The 18544-nt window shown below is 74.1% G+C and carries 11 protein-coding genes; 5 read left to right on the forward strand and 6 right to left on the reverse strand.

Annotation, left to right across the window (positions count from 1 at the left end):
* The first annotated feature begins 339 nt into the window (after positions 1–339).
* On the forward strand, positions 340–4281 hold the full coding sequence (locus tag B086_RS0111430; protein ID WP_037873305.1) for a glycoside hydrolase family 2 TIM barrel-domain containing protein: 3942 nt from the start codon (positions 340–342) through the stop codon (positions 4279–4281).
* Here the strand turns inward: B086_RS0111430 and B086_RS0111435 are convergent.
* From B086_RS0111435 to B086_RS0111460, 6 genes are all read right to left on the reverse strand, one after another.
* Positions 4271–5593, reverse strand: a complete 1323-nt coding sequence (locus B086_RS0111435; RefSeq protein WP_018566545.1) for an MFS transporter — start codon at positions 5591–5593, stop codon at positions 4271–4273. The genes B086_RS0111430 and B086_RS0111435 overlap by 11 nt on opposite strands.
* Entirely contained in the window at positions 5571–6122 is a 552-nt protein-coding gene (locus B086_RS0111440; RefSeq protein WP_018566546.1) for a GNAT family N-acetyltransferase, read from the reverse strand. The genes B086_RS0111435 and B086_RS0111440 overlap by 23 nt, the downstream gene beginning before the upstream one ends.
* Before the next feature lies 1 nt (position 6123).
* Positions 6124–7401, reverse strand: a complete 1278-nt coding sequence (locus tag B086_RS0111445) for a type III PLP-dependent enzyme (RefSeq protein ID WP_018566547.1) — start codon at positions 7399–7401, stop codon at positions 6124–6126.
* Positions 7398–8744, reverse strand: coding sequence for a DUF6271 family protein (locus tag B086_RS0111450; protein WP_018566548.1), 1347 nt, complete (start codon positions 8742–8744; stop codon positions 7398–7400). The genes B086_RS0111445 and B086_RS0111450 overlap by 4 nt, the downstream gene beginning before the upstream one ends.
* Positions 8741–9772 carry a phytanoyl-CoA dioxygenase family protein gene (locus B086_RS0111455; protein WP_018566549.1) on the reverse strand — a complete coding sequence of 344 codons (1032 nt, stop codon included), beginning with the start codon at positions 9770–9772 and terminating at the stop codon, positions 8741–8743. The genes B086_RS0111450 and B086_RS0111455 overlap by 4 nt, the downstream gene beginning before the upstream one ends.
* A 294-nt stretch (positions 9773–10066) precedes the next feature.
* A complete protein-coding gene (locus B086_RS0111460) occupies positions 10067–11557 on the reverse strand; it encodes a glycoside hydrolase family 3 protein (protein ID WP_018566550.1) in 1491 nt (496 codons plus the stop codon).
* Between the two features lie 1247 nt (positions 11558–12804).
* Between B086_RS0111460 and B086_RS0111465 the strand changes: the two genes are divergently transcribed.
* From B086_RS0111465 to B086_RS0111480, 4 genes are all read left to right on the forward strand, one after another.
* Complete coding sequence (locus tag B086_RS0111465) at positions 12805–14094, forward strand: AAA family ATPase (protein ID WP_018566551.1); 1290 nt, start codon at positions 12805–12807, stop codon at positions 14092–14094.
* 359 nt (positions 14095–14453) lie between these two features.
* Entirely contained in the window at positions 14454–14672 is a 219-nt protein-coding gene (locus tag B086_RS0111470) for a hypothetical protein (RefSeq protein ID WP_026252321.1), read from the forward strand.
* A 488-nt stretch (positions 14673–15160) separates the two neighbouring features.
* On the forward strand, positions 15161–16435 hold the full coding sequence (locus B086_RS0111475) for an MFS transporter (RefSeq protein ID WP_018566553.1): 1275 nt from the start codon (positions 15161–15163) through the stop codon (positions 16433–16435).
* 136 nt (positions 16436–16571) lie between these two features.
* The gene (locus B086_RS0111480; protein ID WP_018566554.1) at positions 16572–18530 is read left to right on the forward strand and encodes a bifunctional metallophosphatase/5'-nucleotidase; all 1959 of its coding nucleotides are present in this window, start codon (positions 16572–16574) and stop codon (positions 18528–18530) included.
* Positions 18531–18544: the final 14 nt, after the last annotated feature.

The following is an 18544-nucleotide window of genomic DNA, read 5'->3' on the forward strand; positions in this document are numbered from 1 at the left end:
CATGTATCAATATGCGGCAACGCTGTCTCATTATCCGGACACCGTGGTGAGGTGGGCCGATACGCTTCCGGCCGTTCACCAAGAACGAACACAGTCCGACAGCATCATTGCCTCGGTTGCGTCCGGGTCCTAGGGTGTGCCTGGTTCCACAGCCCCCTCTGCCACCAGCGTCAGCGATCTGTACCGGCGTCAACTTCCGTTCGACATACCGACATCGCTCCTGTCGCCGACCCGGCGACCGACGAAAGCTCGTGTTCGGTTTACCAACAGCATCGGACAGTTGCCGGCGCTCCGCTCCCCACGGCGGCGCACTGTCCAGCATCGAGGAAGGCCATGGTCATGCAGCACCCGCACCCGCCCGCCGCGCACGGTCCCGCCCGGCCGGTCGTCAGCCGCCGCCGTCTGATCGGAGCGGGAGCCGCGGTCCTCGGAGCCTTCGCCGTGCCCGCGCTCCCGGGCCCGGCGTCCGCGGCCGCCGCCGACGGGCCGACGGCCACCGGCGCGGAGTGGAACGGTCACATCGACGTCTTCCGGCTCGGGACCGAGCCCCCGCACACCACGCTCATGCCCTACGCCGGCACGGACCAGGCGCTCAGGGCCGACCGCACCCGCTCCCCCTACCGGCAGAGCCTCGACGGGACCTGGCGCTTCTCCTGGTCCGCCCGCCCCGACCAGGGCGACGACACCTTCTACCGCACCGACCTGGACGACTCCTCCTGGGACACCCTCCCTGTCCCCTCGGTGTGGCAGACGCACGGCCACGACTTCCCGATCTACGTCAACATCACCTACCCCTACTGGGGAGCCAACGGCCTGGGCGAGGAGCCGCAGCCGCCCGCCGCGCCCACCCGCTACAACCCCGTGGGCCGCTACCGGCGCACCTTCACCGTGCCGCGCGACTGGGCGGGGCGGCGGACGTTCCTGCACTTCGAAGGGGTCAAGTCCGCGCACTACGTGTGGATCAACGGCAAGCCGGCGGGCTACCACGAGGACTCGTACACCCCCGCCGAGTACGACATCACGCCGTACCTGGAGCCGGGCACCAACCAGATCGCCGTCGAGGTGTACCGCTACTCGGACGGCGACTGGCTGGAGGACCAGGACATGATCCGGGTGAGCGGGATCTTCCGCTCGGTCTACCTGTACTCCACGCCCGACGTCCATCTGCGTGACTTCAGGCTGGAGACCCCGCTGCGCGACGGGTACACCGCCGCCGACCTGGCGGTGACCGCGAGCGTACGGGCCTACGGCGGCGCGCACGAGGGCCGGTACACCGTGGAGACCCAGCTGTACGACCCGCGCGGACACGCCGTCTGGCCGCGCCCGCTGGAGCAGAGCGCGGACCTCGGCTCGGTGCCCGCCGGACAGGACGTGACGGTGCACGCCTCCCGGACCGTCCCCGCGCCCCGGCTGTGGTCGGCCGAGCACCCCGAGCTGTACACCGCCGTGCTGCGGCTGCGCGATCCGGCGGGCAAGGTGACCGAGACCCTCTCGCACCGGGTGGGCCTGCGCGAGTTCGCCCTGCGGGACGGGCTGATGCGCATCAACGGCAGGCCCGTCTCCCTGCGCGGCACCAACCGCCACGAGATGCACCCCGACCGCGGCACGGCACTGACCCGCGCGGACATGGCCGAGGACATCCGGACCATCAAGCGGCTGAACATGAACAGCGTCCGCACCTCGCACTACCCCAACAACCCGCACTGGCTCGAACTGGCCGACGAGTACGGGCTGTACCTGGTGGGCGAGACCAACCTGGAGACACACGGTATCCGCGACCGGTTCCCCGGCGACCACGCCGACTGGACCCGTGCCTGCGTCGCCCGCGCGCAGAACATGGTGCACCGCGACAAGAACCACGCCTGCGCCGTCATCTGGTCCCTGGGCAACGAGGCGGGCGGCGGCAGCACCTTCGTCGCCATGCACGACTGGATCCGCTCCTACGACACCACCCGGGTCATCCAGTACGAGGGCGACGACCGGCCGGGGATCAGCGACATCCGCTCCGCCATGTACGAGAGCCCCGCCCGGGTCGAGCAGCGCGCGGCGGACACGGGCGACACCCGGCCGTACGTGATGATCGAGTATTGCCACGCGATGGGGAACTCGAACGGCAACCTCAAGAAGTACTGGGACATCGTCCGCCGCCACGACGTGCTCCAGGGCGGCTGGATCTGGGACTTCGTCGACCAGGGCCTCAACTGGCCCACCCCTGAACGCACTTCGCTGACCGAGACGGGACCCGCCGGGCTCACCGGTGAGGTGCTGCCGGCCCACGCGGGCTTCACCCGCGGCGAGGGCGTCTCCGGCACCACCGTCTTCGCCCGCGACGACCGCCTCGACCTCACCGGCTCCCTCACCCTGGAGGCGTGGATCACCCCGCGCGTGACCGGCTACCACCAGCCGCTGATCGCCAAGGGCGACACCCAGTACGCGCTGAAACAGACCGACTCCCGGCTGGAGTTCTTCATCCACGCCGCCGGGCAGTGGATCACCGCGAGCTGGGAACTGCCGGACGGCTGGACCGGGACCGAGCACCACGTCGCCGGTGTCTTCGACGACCGGGCCGGCACCCTCACCCTGTACGCCGACGGCGCGGCCCGCGCCACCCGGGCCACCACCGTGCGGCCCGGCTCCACCACGGCGCCGCTCGCGCTCGGCGGCGACGTGGACAACCCGACCCGCGCGTTCAGCGGCACCATCCGCCGGGCCCGGGTGTACGCGCGTGCCCTGAGCGCGGCCGAACTCGCCTTGGACGCGCGCACACCGGGCGACGAGGGCGTACGGTTCTGGTTCGACGCCGCCACCGCCGGGGTGCGCCGCGAGCGGCCCGGGGAGCGGACGTTCCTCGCCTACGGCGGCGACTGGGGGGACAACCCGAACGACGGCAACTTCCAGGCCGACGGGATCGTCACCGCCGACCGCGGCCACACCGGCAAGGCGGCCGAGGTCAAGCGGATCTACCAGGCGATCGGCGTGAGCCCGGCCGCGGGCGCCGGGGCGCGCGCCTCCGGGGCCCTTTCCTCCGGGGCGCTCACTCTCACCAACGAGTACCTGTTCACCAACCTCCGCGAATTCGACGCGGGTTGGACGCTGGTGGCGGACGGGAAGGCGGTGCGCCGCGGCAGGCTGACCCGCGCGCAGCTCGACGTGGCCCCGCTGTCCCGCAAGGACATCACCGTGCCCCTCGTCCTGCCCGCCGCACCCGCCCCGGGCACCGAGTACTTCCTCGAACTCTCCTTCACCACAAGGGAATCCACCCCATGGGCGGACGCCGGGTTCGAGGTGGCCAAGGCACAGCTCCCCGTCGACGCGGGCAGCCCGGCCGTCACCCCGCGGCCGCTGGAGAGCGTCCCGGCCCTGCGCCACCGGGACGACGGACGCACGATCACCGTCACCGGCCGGGACTTCTCCGTGACCGTCGACCGGAGCACCGGCGTCATCACCTCCTACGAGGCCCGCGGCCGCCGCCTGATCACCTCGGGACCCGTACCGAACTTCTGGCGGGCCCCCACCGACAACGACCGCGGCAACGGCCAGCACACCCGCAACCAGACCTGGCGCGACGCGGGCGCCCGCCGCACGGTGACCGGCGTCGCCGTACGGACCCTGGGCGAGCGGGCCGTGGAGATCGCGGTCACCGGCACCCTGCCCACCACCGTCGCCTCGGCCTACACCACGACGTACACCGTGTTCGGCAACGCCGAGATCAAGGTGGACAACACCCTGCACCCGGGCGCGGCGAGCCTGCCCTACCTGCCGGAGGTCGGCACGCTGCTGCTCCTGCCGGGCCGCCTGGAGCACCTCCACTACTACGGGCGCGGCCCCGAGGAGAACCACTGGGACCGCAACGACGGCACCGACGTCGGGCTGTACTCCGGGACCGTGTCCGGCCAGTGGACCCCGTACATCCGCCCGCAGGAGAACGGCAACAAGACCGACATCCGCTGGGTCGCGCTGACCGACGGCGACGGCAACGGCCTGCTCGCCTCCGGCGAACCGCTGCTGGAGTTCAACGCCTCGCACTTCACCCCGGAGGACCTGTCGCTCGGCGCGCGCCACGACTACCAGCTCACCGCGCGCGAGGAGGTCGTCCTGCGGCTGAACCACCGCCAGATGGGCGTGGGCGGCGACAACAGCTGGGGCGCGCACACCCACGACGAGTACAAGCTGCTCGCCGACCGCGACTACCACTACACCTACCGGCTGCGTCCGCTGAGCGGCGTGCGCGGTGCGACCGGCGCGTCCCGCCGGCCGACCGCGACGACACTCAGGGAGTGAGGCCCTCGGCGACCGGCCGCTCCTCGGCCGCCCGCGGCTCCCCGGCCACCGGGCGGTCCCCGGCCGCCCGGTCGTCCGCAGCCGCCGCCGGGGCGGCCGGGGCGTGGGTGCTCCAGCTGATCCGGGTGCCCGCGAGAGAGACGATCAGCGCCGAGACCGCCACGGCGGACATGCCGACCACCAGACCGCCCCAGCCCGCGATGAAGCCGATCAGGGCGGGCCCGATCAGCAGACCGGTGGTGCCCATGGCCGCCACCAGCGCGAGCGCGTCCGAACCGCCCGCGGCGGCGGCCACGTACACGCACGGGGTGACGGCGGCGGCGCCCAGGCCCACGCAGGCGAAGCCGAGCAGGGTCGGCACGACACCGCCGGCCAGCAGCGCCAGGGCCAGTCCGACGCCCGCCACGGCGCTCCCGCAGACGACCACGCGGCCGTCGCCCCAGCGGGTGCGCCAGCGGTCGGCGAAGACACGGGCCAGCAGCATCATGACCGAGACGACGGCGATGCCCAGGGGTGCCACGGTCGCCGACGCCTTGGCGATGTCCTTCATGTAGAGCGCGGACCAGTCGTTCATGGCCCCCTCGGTGATGGTGCCGAACACCATCGCGCAGCCCATCCACAGGGTCGCGCGTCCGGGCAGGCTCAGGCCCTTGCGGCGCCGCCCGGCGGGCGCGTCCGCCGCCGCGTCCGCGCCCTCGGCCGCACCGGTCTCCTGAGGTGCCGTCCCCGCGGCCGGTTCGGGCTCGTCGAGCAGACCGCGCCGCGCGCAGGCCAGCAGCACCAGCAGCAGCACGAACGCCACGGCGAAGTGCGCCGTGACGGCCGAGGTCACCAGGTTCACCCCGGAGGCCAGCAGCGCGGCGCCCAGCAGGCCCGCGCTGAAGGTCGCGTGCAACTGGGACATCACCGTGCGCCGGAACCGCTTCTCCAGCGCGGCGCCCTGGGCGTTCATGGCCACGTTCAGCGCGCCGACGGCCACCCCGTCGGCGCAGATGATCACCAGCGCCACGGGGTAGTCCGGCGCCTTCGACAGGGCCGCGAGCAGCACCGCCAGGCACAGCCCGGACAGCAGCGACAGCCGCCGCGAGCCGAGCCGCCGCATGAGGTACGAGACCAGCGGGAAGGACACCGCCGCGCCCACCCCGCAGGCCATCAGCAGCAGGCCCAGCTCCTGTTCGGACAGGTCGAGCCGGCTCTTGAGGGCGGGCAGCCGGCTCGTCCAGGTGGCGTACTGGAAGCCGAGGAAACAGAACAGTGCCGCGACGGCCCACTTGGCGCGGGCCGACTCGTCACGGACGCGGAGCACCGTCATCGGCCCGCTTCTTCCTGTTGGAGGGGCCGCGCACAGGCACCCTGGTGGACATGTACAGCGCGTGGGGGCCGTAGCCGGACGGCACCTCGATGTCGCGGTGCGCCCGGTAGCCGAGCCCGCGCCAGAAGCCTTCGAGTCCGGCGACGGCGACCAGCGACATCCGTTCGAAGCCCCGGTCCGCCGCGACGGCGGTGAGATGCCCGGCCAGCCGGGCGCCCAGGCCCCGGCCGCGCAGGCGCTCGTCCACGACCAGGTCGTGCAGATGCAGGTTGGCGGTGCGGTGGGCGGCCCGCTCCGGTGCGGCCAGGTCGGGGAAGGCCGACTCCGGGTAGGGCAGGGCCAGGACGTACCCGCCGAGCCGGTCGCCCAGGTCGAGCACGAAGCAGGTGCCGGGCGAGACGCGGCCCCGGGACTCCAGCGCGGCCTGCCCCTCGGTGAGGCCGCTTCCGGCGTAGGCCGCCGCCTCCAGGGCGGCGACCCGCGGCCAGTCGGCGTCGGCGAGGGCGCGGACGCGCGGTGCGTGGTCCACGTCAGTCCGTCCCCTCCGGCCCGGCCGCCACCCAGGTGCCCGGCACGGCGTACGCCAGCGTGTCCGCCGTCGTGTCCGCCGGGGCGTCCGGCGCGGTGTCCGGCGCGGTGTCCGTCGTGGCGCAGTCCAGCGGGCGGAAGCCGTTGAAGCCCTGGGTCATGTAGCTGGTGGCGTAGGCACCGGCGGACAGGATCCAGACCGGGTCGCCGGAGGCGAGGTCCTCCGGCACCGGGCTCCGGTGGCCGTCCGCGCCGTAGGTGTCGTCGCTGTCGCACGTCGGGCCCGCGACCACCGCGGGCACCAGCGGAGCGCCGGTGCGGCCGGGGAAGACCAGCCGGTGGCAGAGCTGGTCCATCTCGTAGAGGCCGTTGAACTTGCCGCAACTGAGGTAGAGCCAGCGGGCGGTGGCGCCGCCGGGCTGCCGCCGGGTGGTCAGCCGGTACACGTGCGCGCGGACCGCGCCGTGGTCGGCGACCAGGTGCCGGCCGGGCTCCATGACGAAGTCCAGGGGCACGGGACTGCTCTCGCGCAGCCGCTCCATGCCCTCCCGGACGACGGCGAACATCTTGTCCAGGGGCGGGTCGAGCCGCTGGCCGTGCCGGTCGAGATAGCCGAGCGCGGGCAGCCCGCCGCCCAGGTTGACGAGACCGGGCACGATGCCCCGCGCGGCGAGCGCCGTCAGTACGTCGGCGAGGGTGTCGAACGCGTCCCGCCACGCCTCCGCCGTCATCTGCTGCGAGCCGACGTGCACGGACAGCCCGGCGGGGACGAGACCCGCCGCGCGGGCCGTCTCCAGCACCCGCACCGCGTCCTCGGCCGAGCAGCCGAACTTGCGGCTCAGCCCCCACAGCGCGCCCTGGCCGGTGGTGGACAGCCGGCAGAAGACACGGGAGCCGGGGGCGTGCGCGGCGAGGGCCGCCACGTCCTGGACGCTGTCGGTGGCGAAGGTGCGCACACCCAGGCGGTACGCCTCGGCGACGGCCGCGTCGGACTTCACGGTGTTGCCGTAGTGGATCCGCTCCGGGGGCACGCCCCGGGCGAGGCCCTGCTCGATCTCGGCGGGGCTCGCCGCGTCGAATCCGGCGCCCTCCCGGGCGAGGCAGTCCAGCACCTCGTCGACCGGGCACGCCTTCACCGCGAAGCGCACGCGTACACCGGGGAGTTCGGCCAGCAGGCGCCGGTACTGGTCCCTGATCCCGGCGAGGTCGTAGACGAGGCGGTCCGAGTCCGCGGCGGCCAGGGCGCGGGCCAGCCGCGCCGGTATGTCGTCCGTGCTCACCCGCTGGTGCTCCCGGTCCCGTCGGGCCCGGCCGCGTCCTCGCGGGCCGCGCGCGCGAGCGCCGCCCAGGAGTCGGTCAGCAGGGCGAACTCCTCGATGTCGCGCACGGCCTCGTCGAGCAGCAGCTCACGCCGTGTGCTCAGCGACTCGGCGAACTGCGCGTACCGGCCGCCGAGTTTGCGGTAGGCGGTGTCCACGCGGTCCAGGCGCCAGCGGTTCTCGTCCCGGTCCAGGCGCGTGCTCTCGCGCAGCAGTCCGGCGACCGCCTCGGGCCGGACCTGCTGGTCGTCGTCGAGCAGGGCGGGGCCCGCGGCGGCCATCCGCTCGTAGACGAAGTGGAAGTAGAGCATGGACAGCAGGAACTTCACGAACCGCGTCTGGTAGGCGTGGAATCCGGCGTCCGTGCGCCGCTCCGGGGTGTAGAAGTTCTCGATGTGCCGGTTGTGCAGCACCCCGGGCAGGGTGGCGTCGTGCACCAGGTGGATGAGGAAGTAGTCGCTGCCGATGGTGCGGGTGGCCGGGGGCAGCGGCACCCGTTCGTACACGGCGCTGCTGAAGGCGATGTTGCACATGTCGACCCGCATGGGGTCGACGAGCGTCAGCGTCGAGCGGTCGCCGGTGAACGGATCGGTCCCGGCGCCCCGGAAGGACTCCTCGACCAGCTCCCGCCGGCTCTCCTCGGACCAGTGGCCGGGCGCCCACAGGCTCACCACGTCGTGGTAGACGGCCGCGTCCAGCTCGGCCATCTCCCCGATGTCCACGGAGAGTTCACCGATGAAGGAGGCACCGGCCATGGAGACGGGACGCCGGGCGAGGGCCGGGTCGAGCACCGTCTCGGACACCAGCTCCGCCACCTGCGCGGCGGGCCGGCCCAGCGCGGCCACCTCGTGGTGGACGGGGAAGACGGGCGCGCCCTCGAAGGTCTGGTAGGCGCTGTCGGAGTCCCTGCGGTGCACCGAGCGGCAGCCGAGGGCGGCGGCGATCAGGAACACCCGGTCGGTGCAGGCGCCGTAGGAGACGTCGTCCGGCAGCAGCAGCGACAGCAGCCGGTCGGCGTCGGCACATCCGGAGCGTTCGATCACGCGCCGCAGGAAGACCCGCTGCCGTTCCTCGCCGAGGTGGTGGGTGACCACACCCGGCGCGGCGGGCAGCGCGGCCAGGACCCGGGCGTGCTCGGCGCGGGTCGGCTCGTCGCACGAGTCGAGCACGAGCAGGTGGACCTCGACGCCGAAGTGCCCGGCCGCTTGGGCGGCTTCGGCGGCGACGGCCGCGAGGGTGGGGGAGCACGCCCTGTTGGTGGGCAGGGCCAGGCAGATCCGCTCGGGTGCGCTCGGCCCGGTCACTCGGCGTCCTCGCGTCCGCTCCAGGAGTCGAGCCCGAGCAGCTTGCGGCCCAGGCCGTTCAGGGTGGCCGGGCCGTACCGGTCGGCCTCGGGCCGGACGGCGTCCCCGAGCAGCGTCGGGTTCCAGTCCGGGGTGCCGAGCGTGCGCCACGACTCCACGCGCGAGCGCCGCAGCTGCTCGTGCTCCTCCAGCGCGGGCATCATGGAGAGGTACTGCGCGGCGCGCACGCCCTGCTCGGAGACGTTGGGCGCCACCCCGTGCGCCAGCAGGCCGTTGAAGATGAGCAGGTCACCGGCGCGCAGCTCGGGCCGTACCACCGGGAACTCGGCGCGGTCGACGGCCGGCCGGATCGGGTCGCGGTCCTGCGGCTGCTCGATCCGCCACTGTTCGAACCGGCGGAACAGCTCGGGCGCGCACTGGAAGCCGCCGAGCGCCGCGTCGGTGTCGTTGAGGGCGAGGATGCCCTGCACCCGCTGCGGCAGCACACCGAGCGTGGTGTCGACGTCCCAGTGCAGCTCGATGTCGAAACCCTCGTCGGTGGGGGCGATCAGCGAGCGCGAACGGTTGCCCCGGTTGGGCGGGTTGAGGTTGAGCCGGTCGAGGGTGACCCACAGCTCCTCGCAGTCCCACACGTCCACGAAGGCCTCGTAGACCCGCTGGTCCTGCCGGTTGTCCCACAGCAGCTGGTGGTGGTACGCCTCGACGAAGCCGTACACATGCAGGTCGCGGTCCAGGTCCGAGCGGAACTCGCGCTCCTCGTACCAGGTATCGGGGCGGTCCGGGTCCAGGCCCTGGAACTCCCAGGCGAACTCCAGCAGGCTCTTGGCCGCGCCCGGCGAGACGGCGTCACGGACGACGACGTAGCCGTAGGTCTGCCAGAAGGCGAAGTCCTCCTCGGACAGCACGCGCAGCGGCCGGGACTTCTCGATGTCGCGCAGCGGTGTCTGGGCGAGGTAGGTCTCGCCGTCCGGGCTGAAGTAGGGGCGGGCCGAGGGAGCGCGATGCAGATACGGGGCGGATTCCGGCATGGGATCACTCCAGGGCGTGTGGTGCGTGCGGGGCCGAACGGCCGGAACTCGGCTCTGCGCGGGGGTCGTTGGGCGCGCTGGTCGAACCGAGGCCCTCCCAAGGTGGACTAGACCATTTGTGGTGTCAACGCGGGTCTGCCGAAGCTGCCCCCAAGTGCCTGTGAAGTGCCGGTCACCGGCCGCGCCCCTGCGGAACTGCCGGTACGCCGAAGGGCGGCGCGGAGGTACCGCGCCGCCCTGGTGAGGTGTTCCGCCGCCGGGTGTGCCGGGCGGCGGTGGACCGGCCGGTGCCGGTCAGCCCGCGACGATGCGCTCGGCGGCGGCCACCCCGCACACGCGGGCCGCGCCGTGCGTGGCGATGTGCACGGCGCCGCGCGCGGGGGACTGCGGGACGCCCATCTCCACCACGATCGTGTCCGGGCGGGCGGCCAGCAGCGTGTCCAGGGCCGACCGCATCCACGGGTGCCGGTGCTCGTCGCGCACCACGGCCACGATCCGGTGCCCGCCCGCCGCCTTCAGGGCCGCGGCCCCGGCGTCCGGGCCGGCCTCCGCGTCGGTGAAGGTGCCGGTCGTGGTGCCCGGCAGCAGCCGCTCCAGCTCGGCGTCGACCCCCCAGGGCGTCTCGTGTCCGACGGCGATGTTCGGGGCCGGGTTGAACGTGGCGACGTAGACCGGCGCGTCCACGCGGGCCGCCTCGCCGGTGACGGCCAGCGCGCGGCGGGCGGCGACGAGCCCCACCTCCTCGTCGGCCGCGACCTCGGCCTCCGCACGGGCCCGCGCCGTCCAGTGGGCCAGCTCGCGCACCCGCCGCGCGGCGTCCGCCAGCCGCTCCTCGGACAGTTCGCCCCCGCGCACGGCGGCGACCAGCGCGTCGCGCATGTTCAGCACGGTGGCCTCGTCGTGCAGTCCGCCGCCGACGCAGATCGCGTCCGCGCCCGCCTCGATGGCCAGTACGACACCGCGCTCCAGGCCGTAGGCGCGCGAGATGGCCTGCATCTCGATGCCGTCGGTCACGATCAGCCCGTCGTAGCCGAGTTCACCGCGCAGCAGCTCGATCAGGATCCGGTGCGAGAGGGTGCCGGGGCGCTCCGGGTCGAGGGCGGGCACCAGGATGTGCGCGCTCATGACGGCCCGGGTACCGGCCTCGATGGCGGCGCGGAACGGCACCAGTTCGCGCTTGTACAGCGTCTCGGCGTCGACGTCGATGCGCGGTATCGCGTGGTGCGAGTCGACGTTGGTGTCGCCGTGGCCGGGGAAGTGCTTGGTGCAGGCGGCGACGCCGCTGGACTGCATGCCGCGCACATAGGCGGCGGTGTGCCGGGCCACCAGGTCGGTGTCGGCACCGAAGGCCCGTACGCCGATGACGGGGTTGCCCGGGTCGGCGTTGACGTCGGCGGACGGCGCCCAGTTGAGGTTGACGCCGCACTCCGCGAGGCGGCGGCCCAGCTCGCGTGCGACGCGCCGGGTGAGGTCCGTGTCGTCGACCGCGCCGAGCGCGTGGTTGCCCGGGAAGGCGGAACCCGTCCGCACGTCCAGCCGGGTGACGTCACCGCTCTCCTCGTCGATCGCGACCAGGAGATCGTCCTTCTGCGCGCGCAACCGCGCGGTCAGCCCGGCCACTTGGCCGGCGGTGGCGACATTGCGTCCGAACAGGGCGACGGCGGCCAGGCCCTCGTCGATCCTGCGGTGCACCCAGTCGGGCGCCGTGGTGCCGGCGAAACCCGGCTGAAGCACCGCGAGGGCGTCGCGGGACAGGGACTCGTTGCCGGTGGCACTCATGGTCATCGGGGGCGTCATCCTTTCGCGGCGCCGTCGCTCGGACCGCGCTCACAGCCTTGCCTTGCGGGGTGGGGCGACCGGCCGGAACGGCGCCCCCGAACGGGCGGCCGCCCGGTCGTCGGCACCGTCCCGGTCGTCGCCGGGGACGGCGCCGGCACGGTCTCCTCGCGGACGTGCGGCAGGGCCCCCTCCTACAGGTCGTGCGCCGGTGTACGCCTGTCGGCGGGGGCCCGTTGCGCAGCACCGTCGGGTCGGTGAACGGGGCCCGGCACCGATTGGTGTAGACCTTCACCGGCGAGCTTGGCCTAGACTTTTACCCGGCGTCAAGGAGGTCCGACCACCGGGAATCCGTTGTCGCGGCCGGTCGTGCACCGGTGTGCCCGAAGGGGCACAGCCGACCCGTGGTTCACTCAACTGGACTGGACCAATGGCGGGTTGGGGGCTATAACGGGAGGCCGTTGAGGCGGCCGGGAAGGCGGGCCGCGGCCAACGATGTCATCGGCGCCCGGTGCGCGGCCTGCCACGGCCGTGCCGCTCGGGTGCCCGAACGCAACCGCAAGAGCAGCACGTTCTGAACGACGGAGGCGCTGGTGCCCCGCTTACGCAGGCCCGCCGAACCATGGCTCGCCCTCCGGCCCGCCCCCTCGCGCACCGCCGCCCGGCAGACGCCGGGCGACCGCGCGGGCGGCCGCCGGCCACGGCCCGGCCGCACCCCCGGGATCCCCGGCACGTACGAGGCTCCCGGCACCCCCGGAACCCGCGTCACGCGCGCGGCCCCCGAGCCGTCCGCGACGGGGTCGCACCGGTCGGCGCGCCGCCGCCCCGGCCCGCACCGGCGGCCCCCCGCCCCCGTATCGCCGCACACCCCGCCCGCCGAGCAGCACGGCACCCGCCCGGCCGCGACCGGACCGGCCGGCGCGCCCGTCCTCACGGCACCGGCCGCGCCCCGGCGCCGCGCCGACGACGGCCCGGTGCCGTCACGCCCGCGCCGTCTCCGTCCACGCCATCCCTGCCCACGCCGTTCCCGCCCCGCGCGCGACGGCGGCACCCCGCGGGTACGGACCCGCCACGCCCGGTCCCGCCCCCGCCGCCGCGCCCGCACGGCACCCTGACGAACCGCCCGCCGCCGAACCACCGCCGCGCCGCCCCCCGCCCTTGGCCGCGCGCCCTCCCCCTCCCGGCTCACCGACTTCCGCACCCCACGACACACCGATCCAGAGATGTCATGACAAGCACGACGAGATGGGCATGACGTGACCGACACCATCACCCTGGACGCGCTCGCGGCGACCCTGGTCGACGCACGGGAGGCGGCCTGCCTCACCCAGGAGGACCTGGCCCGCCGGTCCGGGCTGAGCGTCCGGGCCATCCGCAATCTGGAGACCGGCCACACCGCACGCCCCCGCAAGCAGTCCCTGCGCCTGCTCGCCCAGGCCCTCGGTCTGCCACCCGGCGAGGTCGGACACCTGCTGCGCACCCCCCGTCCCGAGCCGCGCCCCGCACCACGGCCCGCGGCCCTGTCCGCCGAACTCCCCGCGGCCCCCCGCCCCCGGCTGGCCGGCCGGCAGCCGCTCGTCGACTCCCTGCGCGCCCATCTCTCGGCCCGTGAACGCCCCGACCACCAGCGGCTCGCGGTCGTGGTCGGACCGCCCGGAGCCGGGAAGACCTCCCTGATCCTGCGCGCCGCCCACGGCCTGCGCGACCGGTTCCCGGACGGGCAGATCTTCGTCGACCTGCACCCGCCGGCCTCCGCCCCGCTCACCCCCGACCGGCTCGTCCGCCGCGTGCTGCGGTCGCTCGGCGGCACCCCCGCCCCGGACGGCCCCGAGGAGGCGGGCGCACGGCTGCGGGACATGCTCAGCAGGCGCCGGGTGCTCGTCGTCCTCGACAACGCCGACACCGAGGCACAGGTACGCCCTCTGCTCGTGGACGACGTGCGCAGCGCGGTGCTGGTCGCCGCCCGCCGCGAACTGTCCGCGCTGCCGGGGCAGTTCGCGCACCATGTGGGGGCACTCGGGCGCGCCGACGCCCACCAGATGCTGGAGGACCTCGTGGGTACCGCCCGCACCCGGGCCGAACGCTCGGCCGCCACCGCTGTCGTCGAGTTCTGCGCCCGGCTGCCGCTGGCCCTGCACATCGCCGGTCTGTGGCTCTCCACCCGTCCTCACCGCTCGCTGCGCGACCTCGCCCACCGCCTGGCCGACGAGGAGCAGCGGATCCGCTTCCTGCGCGTCGGCGACCTGTCGCTCCAGGACAGCGTCGCCGCCTACCACCGGGCACTGCCCGCGCACATCGCCGCCCCGCTGCACCGACTCGTCGACCTGCGCGGAGACTTCGGCACCGCGGAGGTGATGGCCCGCGTCACCCCGTCCAGGGAGCACGCGGTGGACCTCCTGGACGAACTGCTCTACCGCCAGGTCACCCACGTCAGCGGCACCGGCGACGACGGGGGAGCGACCCGCTACCGGCTGCACGACGCCGTCCGCCTCTACACCGCCCACTGCGTCCCCGGACCACCCGGCCTGCACGCCCCGGCGGCCTAGACAGCCGGATCCCCGGTGGCCGGGAACATCCGGTCCCGGCGACTTCCGCACCGCTCCGGGGCAGGCCGGGGCTGGTGCACGAGGGGCCGCGGCGGTGGCCCACGACGGAGCCCGAGCCGCGGTGGCGACCGGCCGGGACGAAGCGGCGGTCGCCCGGCTCAAGCCGGAGGAAGCCTGGTTGCAGGTGGCGGCGGGCCGGTGGGAGAGCGCCGCGGCGACCGCCCTCCGGCCCTGGCGCGAGGCGGCCCGCCCGCGCCGCCGTGCCGCGAAGGCCGGGACGGTCCGGTCCCCGTCGCGGCGGGACCTGGGACGGCCTGCCGAAGGCCGCGCCGTTCCACCTGCGCGGCCGGGCCCCACAGGTGCCGGACGAGTCCGCGCCGCGCGCCGAACCGGCCGACGTCACCGGCGATCCGGCGACGCGAGCCTGGCTGCCGCGCCTCCACCGGGCCCGGCTGCTGAGCGCCCTGCGGCGGTACGCGGAAGCCCTGGACACGGCGGGGGAGGCCCGCCGGGAGGCCGAACCCGTCGCGAACACCGCCCTGGACCGCCCCGGCACCCGCCACCGCACACGCCGCTGACGGCGTGGCGCCCGTCGCGGGCCGTCCTCCTTCCGTCGCCCCGCACCTGCTATTCTTCGTCCGATTCCCCGGGACACCTCGACGTCCCCGGCTCCGTACGACCGAGCTGTCGCGGATCCCGCCGCCCCAAAACCGATGATCCGGCGCCCTTCTGAGCGCGCCCACGGACCTGCGGGCGTACGGACCAGCGGGCGTACGCGACGGCGACCGGCCTCCCCGCAGCGGACCGGCGGTCACGGCCGACCACCCGCACAGCACATCTGTAGGGCACACCCGCACGACACACCCCGCTGGCTCCCGCCAGTGGGGTTTCGCTGTTTTTCCCCTCCCCGGTGACGCCGCCACGGCGCCGCCGGGCGACCACCTGTCCGCCGCGGCCCGGCCGCGGCTCACCCATCCCCTAGGGAGCCCCTGTGACGTCCTCGCCCCAGCGCCCGCCGGAACCGCCAACTGCCTTGACCAGCGAAGGCGTTGCCCTGAAAGAGAGCGTGCCCCTGCGCCGTGTCCCCGGCTTCCGCCACTTCTGGATGTCGCGTGCCGCCTCCGGGCTCGGCTCCGCTGTCACCGCCGTGGCGCTCCCCGTGCTGGCCTACCGGCAGACGCACTCGCCGCTGATGGTGTCCCTGGTCGCGGCCTGCGGGACCCTGCCCTACGTGGTCTTCGGACTGATCGCGGGCGCGGTGGCGGACCGGACGGACCGGCGCCGCCTGATGATCGTCAGCGACTGGCTCAACGCGGCCTGCCTCGCCTCCGTGCCCCTCGCCTCGGCCCTCGGCGTGCTGACCGGCGGCCACCTGCTCGTCGTCGCGTTCGCGTCGGCCGGGCTCGGCCTCTTCTTCGACGCCGGTGTCTACGGAGTCGTCCCGGACATCGTCGGCAAGGAGCGACTGGCGGCCGCCAACAGCTCCCTCCAGGGCACGGAGACCGTGGTACGGATCGCCGGGAACGCGCTGGCGGGCGGCCTGATCCTGGTGTTCCGGCCGGCCGGGACACTCGCGCTGGACGCCGTGTCGTACGCCGTGTCCGCGCTGCTCGTCCGGGCCGTCTCCCGCGGCGCCTACGGCCCTCGCGGCACCGACAGCACCGATGGCACCGACAGCACCGTCGGCACCGCGGCGGCGCACGGCACCGCCGCGCCGCCGCCGCGCCCGGCGTTCGCCGAGTCCGTCCGGGAGGGGCTGCGCTTCCTGCGCCGGCATCCCACCCTGCGCGTCATGACCGTGGTCGGCACCCTCCAGTCGTTCTCCGGCGGGGCGATCGTCGGCCAGCTCGTCGTCTTCGCCGACCGGGGACTGGGCATCCACGGGTCCGACGGGCGGATCGGGCTGCTGTACATGGCGTGGAGCGCCGGAGGCATCGGCGGGTCCCTGCTGCTGCCCCGGCTGCGCCGCCGCTTCGCGGCCTTCCCGCTGCTGCTCGGGGTGCTCCCGGCGGGGGCGCTGCTCGGCCTCGCCGTCGTCCGCGCCCCGGACTGGCGGCTCGCCGCGCTCGCGCTGGCCGCGTGGGGCTCGGCCTACCTCGTCGTCCTCGTCAACACCATGACGTACTCGCAGGAAGTGACCCCGGACGCACTCCAGGGCCGCGTCAACACCACCCGGCGCATGCTCTCCTCCGGCCTGGGCGTGCCGCTGGGCGCGCTGGTGGCGAGCGCGCTCACCGTGCGTCTCGGCGTCCGGGCCGGCATGTCCGTCGCGGTCGTGGCCGTCGCCCTGGCCGCCGCCGTCGTCTGGAGCGTCCAACTGCGCCGGTGGGTAAGGAAGTAGCACCAGCACGCTTCGTCCGACCGCGGTTCACCCGTCCCGTCCGCCCACTGTTCATGTGCGGTCCGCCCGACGGTGGCCGCGGGGCCCCGGAGGGCCGGTTGACTCCCGTGGTCGCTCCCATGACCCGGAGGGCCAGATGGCACGAGAGCTCGGACGGCGCACCTTCCTGACCGCGGCGGGCGGTGCGGTCACCGCCGCCGCGGTCGGCACACCCGCCTACGCCACCGACGACGCCCGGGACGCGGGCACCGCGCACGACCTGGTGGACGTACAACTGCTCAACATCACCGATCTGCACGGCTACTTGCAGGCGGCGCCGGGCAGCACCGCCGTCGTCACCGGCGCCGCCGGGAAGCAGTACACCGTGGGCGGGGTCGGCTATCTGGCCGCGCATCTGGAGCGGCTGCGCGACGGCCGCCGCAACTCGCTCTTCTTCGCGCCCGGAGACCTCTTCTCCGGCTGGGAGTTCGATGCCGAGAGCCTCGCCGACGAGCCCACCATCGAGGCGCTGAACCGGCTCGGACTGGACTTCGCGACCGCCGGGAACCACGAGTTCGACAAGTCACCGGCCTTCCTGAACGCGCACATGCAGGACGGCGTGCCCTTCCCGCGGATCGGCGTGGACGACGCCTTCCCCGACTCCACCGGCCGGCGCTTCCGCGGCGCCGACTTCCGCTACTACAGCGCCAACATGGTCTGGACGCGCACCGGCCGCACCGTGCTGCCGCCGTACAACATCGAATGGGTGGACGCCGGACGGGGACGCAGACTGCCCATCGGGTTCATCCATCTGACGGCCGTGGGCACCGACACCGGACCCACCTCCTACCAGCCCGCGCTGTCCTCGCTGGACGAGATCACCACCGTCGACCGCCGCGCCGCCGAGCTGAAGGCGCGCGGCGTCAACGCGATCGTGCTGAGCATGCACGACGGCGCGGTCGCCGGGAGCGACTTCACCACCGGGAGCAACCCCTCGGGCCCCGCCTACGACCTGGCGCTCAGGGTCTCCCCGGACATCGATGCCATCGTCACCGGCCACTGGCACTGCCGCTTCACCATGATGGTCCCGGACCCGGACGGCGTCCCCCGGCCCTTCGTCGAGGCGGGCTGCCACGGCCAGCTGATCAACGAGATCAGCCTGCGCCTCGACCCGCGCACCGGCAAGGTCGTCCGCGCCCTGACCACCTCGGTCAACCACCCCAACACCCGTGACATCGCCCCGGACCCCGAGGTGCAGCAGATCGCCGACTACTGGGAGGGCTACGCCGCGCGGCGCGCCCGTACGCCCATCGGCCGGCAGACCGCCTCCTTCACCCGGGCACGGGACGGCAGCGGCGAGAGCACCATGGGTGATCTGGCCGCCGACTGGGCGCTGTGGGCCGGGCGGCAGCCGCTCGGCCCGATGAACGACGGCAACGCCCACCCGAACACCCCGGCCGAACTCGCCCTGATCGTGGCCGCGCCGCAGACCGGGCAGAGCATCCTGGCCAGGGACCTCGTGCGGGACACCGCGTCCGGCGGGACCGTCACCCTCGGCCAGGCCTGGCAGAGCCTCGGCTACGGCGACCCGGTCCTCACCGTCACCGTCACCGGCGCCCAGCTCCACGACGCGCTGGAGCAGCAGTGGACCGAGGCGCCCGACGGCACCCTGCGCTTCGCGCCGCTGGCCGTCTCGCACAACGTGCGCTGTGCCTTCGACGCGGCCGGTCCGGCCGGTGACCGCGTCGACCCGGCCGACGTCCTGGTCGACGGGCGCCCGCTGGACCTCGGCCGACGCTACCGGCTGGCGGCGACCGCCTACACCCTGCTGGGCGCCGACGGGTTCACCGCCTTCGCCGGCTTCACCGAACCGGTGCGCCACACACGGGACTTCGAGAGCTTCGTGGCGTACGTCCGCAGCCGCGAGGTGCTCGCCCCGGCCGCCCTGGACCGGGTGACCGTCAAGAACGCGTCCGCCGCCGCTGCCCGGGTGGGCGAGGTCGCCCCGCCCCGCGCCGCACGGCGCGCCGACGGCACCGCGGCCGCTTCGCGCGCCGAGGCGGCGCAGCTCGCCCGCGCGGACGGCACGGAGCACGGGTTCCGCGTCCCCTGCTGAGGGCTGAGGGCTGA

The organism is Streptomyces sp. PsTaAH-124 (genome assembly GCF_000373685.1).
GTDB lineage: Bacteria > Actinomycetota > Actinomycetes > Streptomycetales > Streptomycetaceae > Streptomyces > Streptomyces andamanensis.

Coding starts and splice junctions, on each gene's coding strand:
- B086_RS0111430 (WP_037873305.1), top strand. CDS start 340: ATGCAGCACCCGCACCCGCCCGCCGCGCACGGTCCCGCCCGGCCGGTC.
- B086_RS0111435 (WP_018566545.1), bottom strand. CDS start 5,593: ATGACGGTGCTCCGCGTCCGTGACGAGTCGGCCCGCGCCAAGTGGGCC.
- B086_RS0111455 (WP_018566549.1), bottom strand. CDS start 9,772: ATGCCGGAATCCGCCCCGTATCTGCATCGCGCTCCCTCGGCCCGCCCC.
- B086_RS0111460 (WP_018566550.1), bottom strand. CDS start 11,557: ATGACCATGAGTGCCACCGGCAACGAGTCCCTGTCCCGCGACGCCCTC.
- B086_RS0111480 (WP_018566554.1), top strand. CDS start 16,572: ATGGCACGAGAGCTCGGACGGCGCACCTTCCTGACCGCGGCGGGCGGT.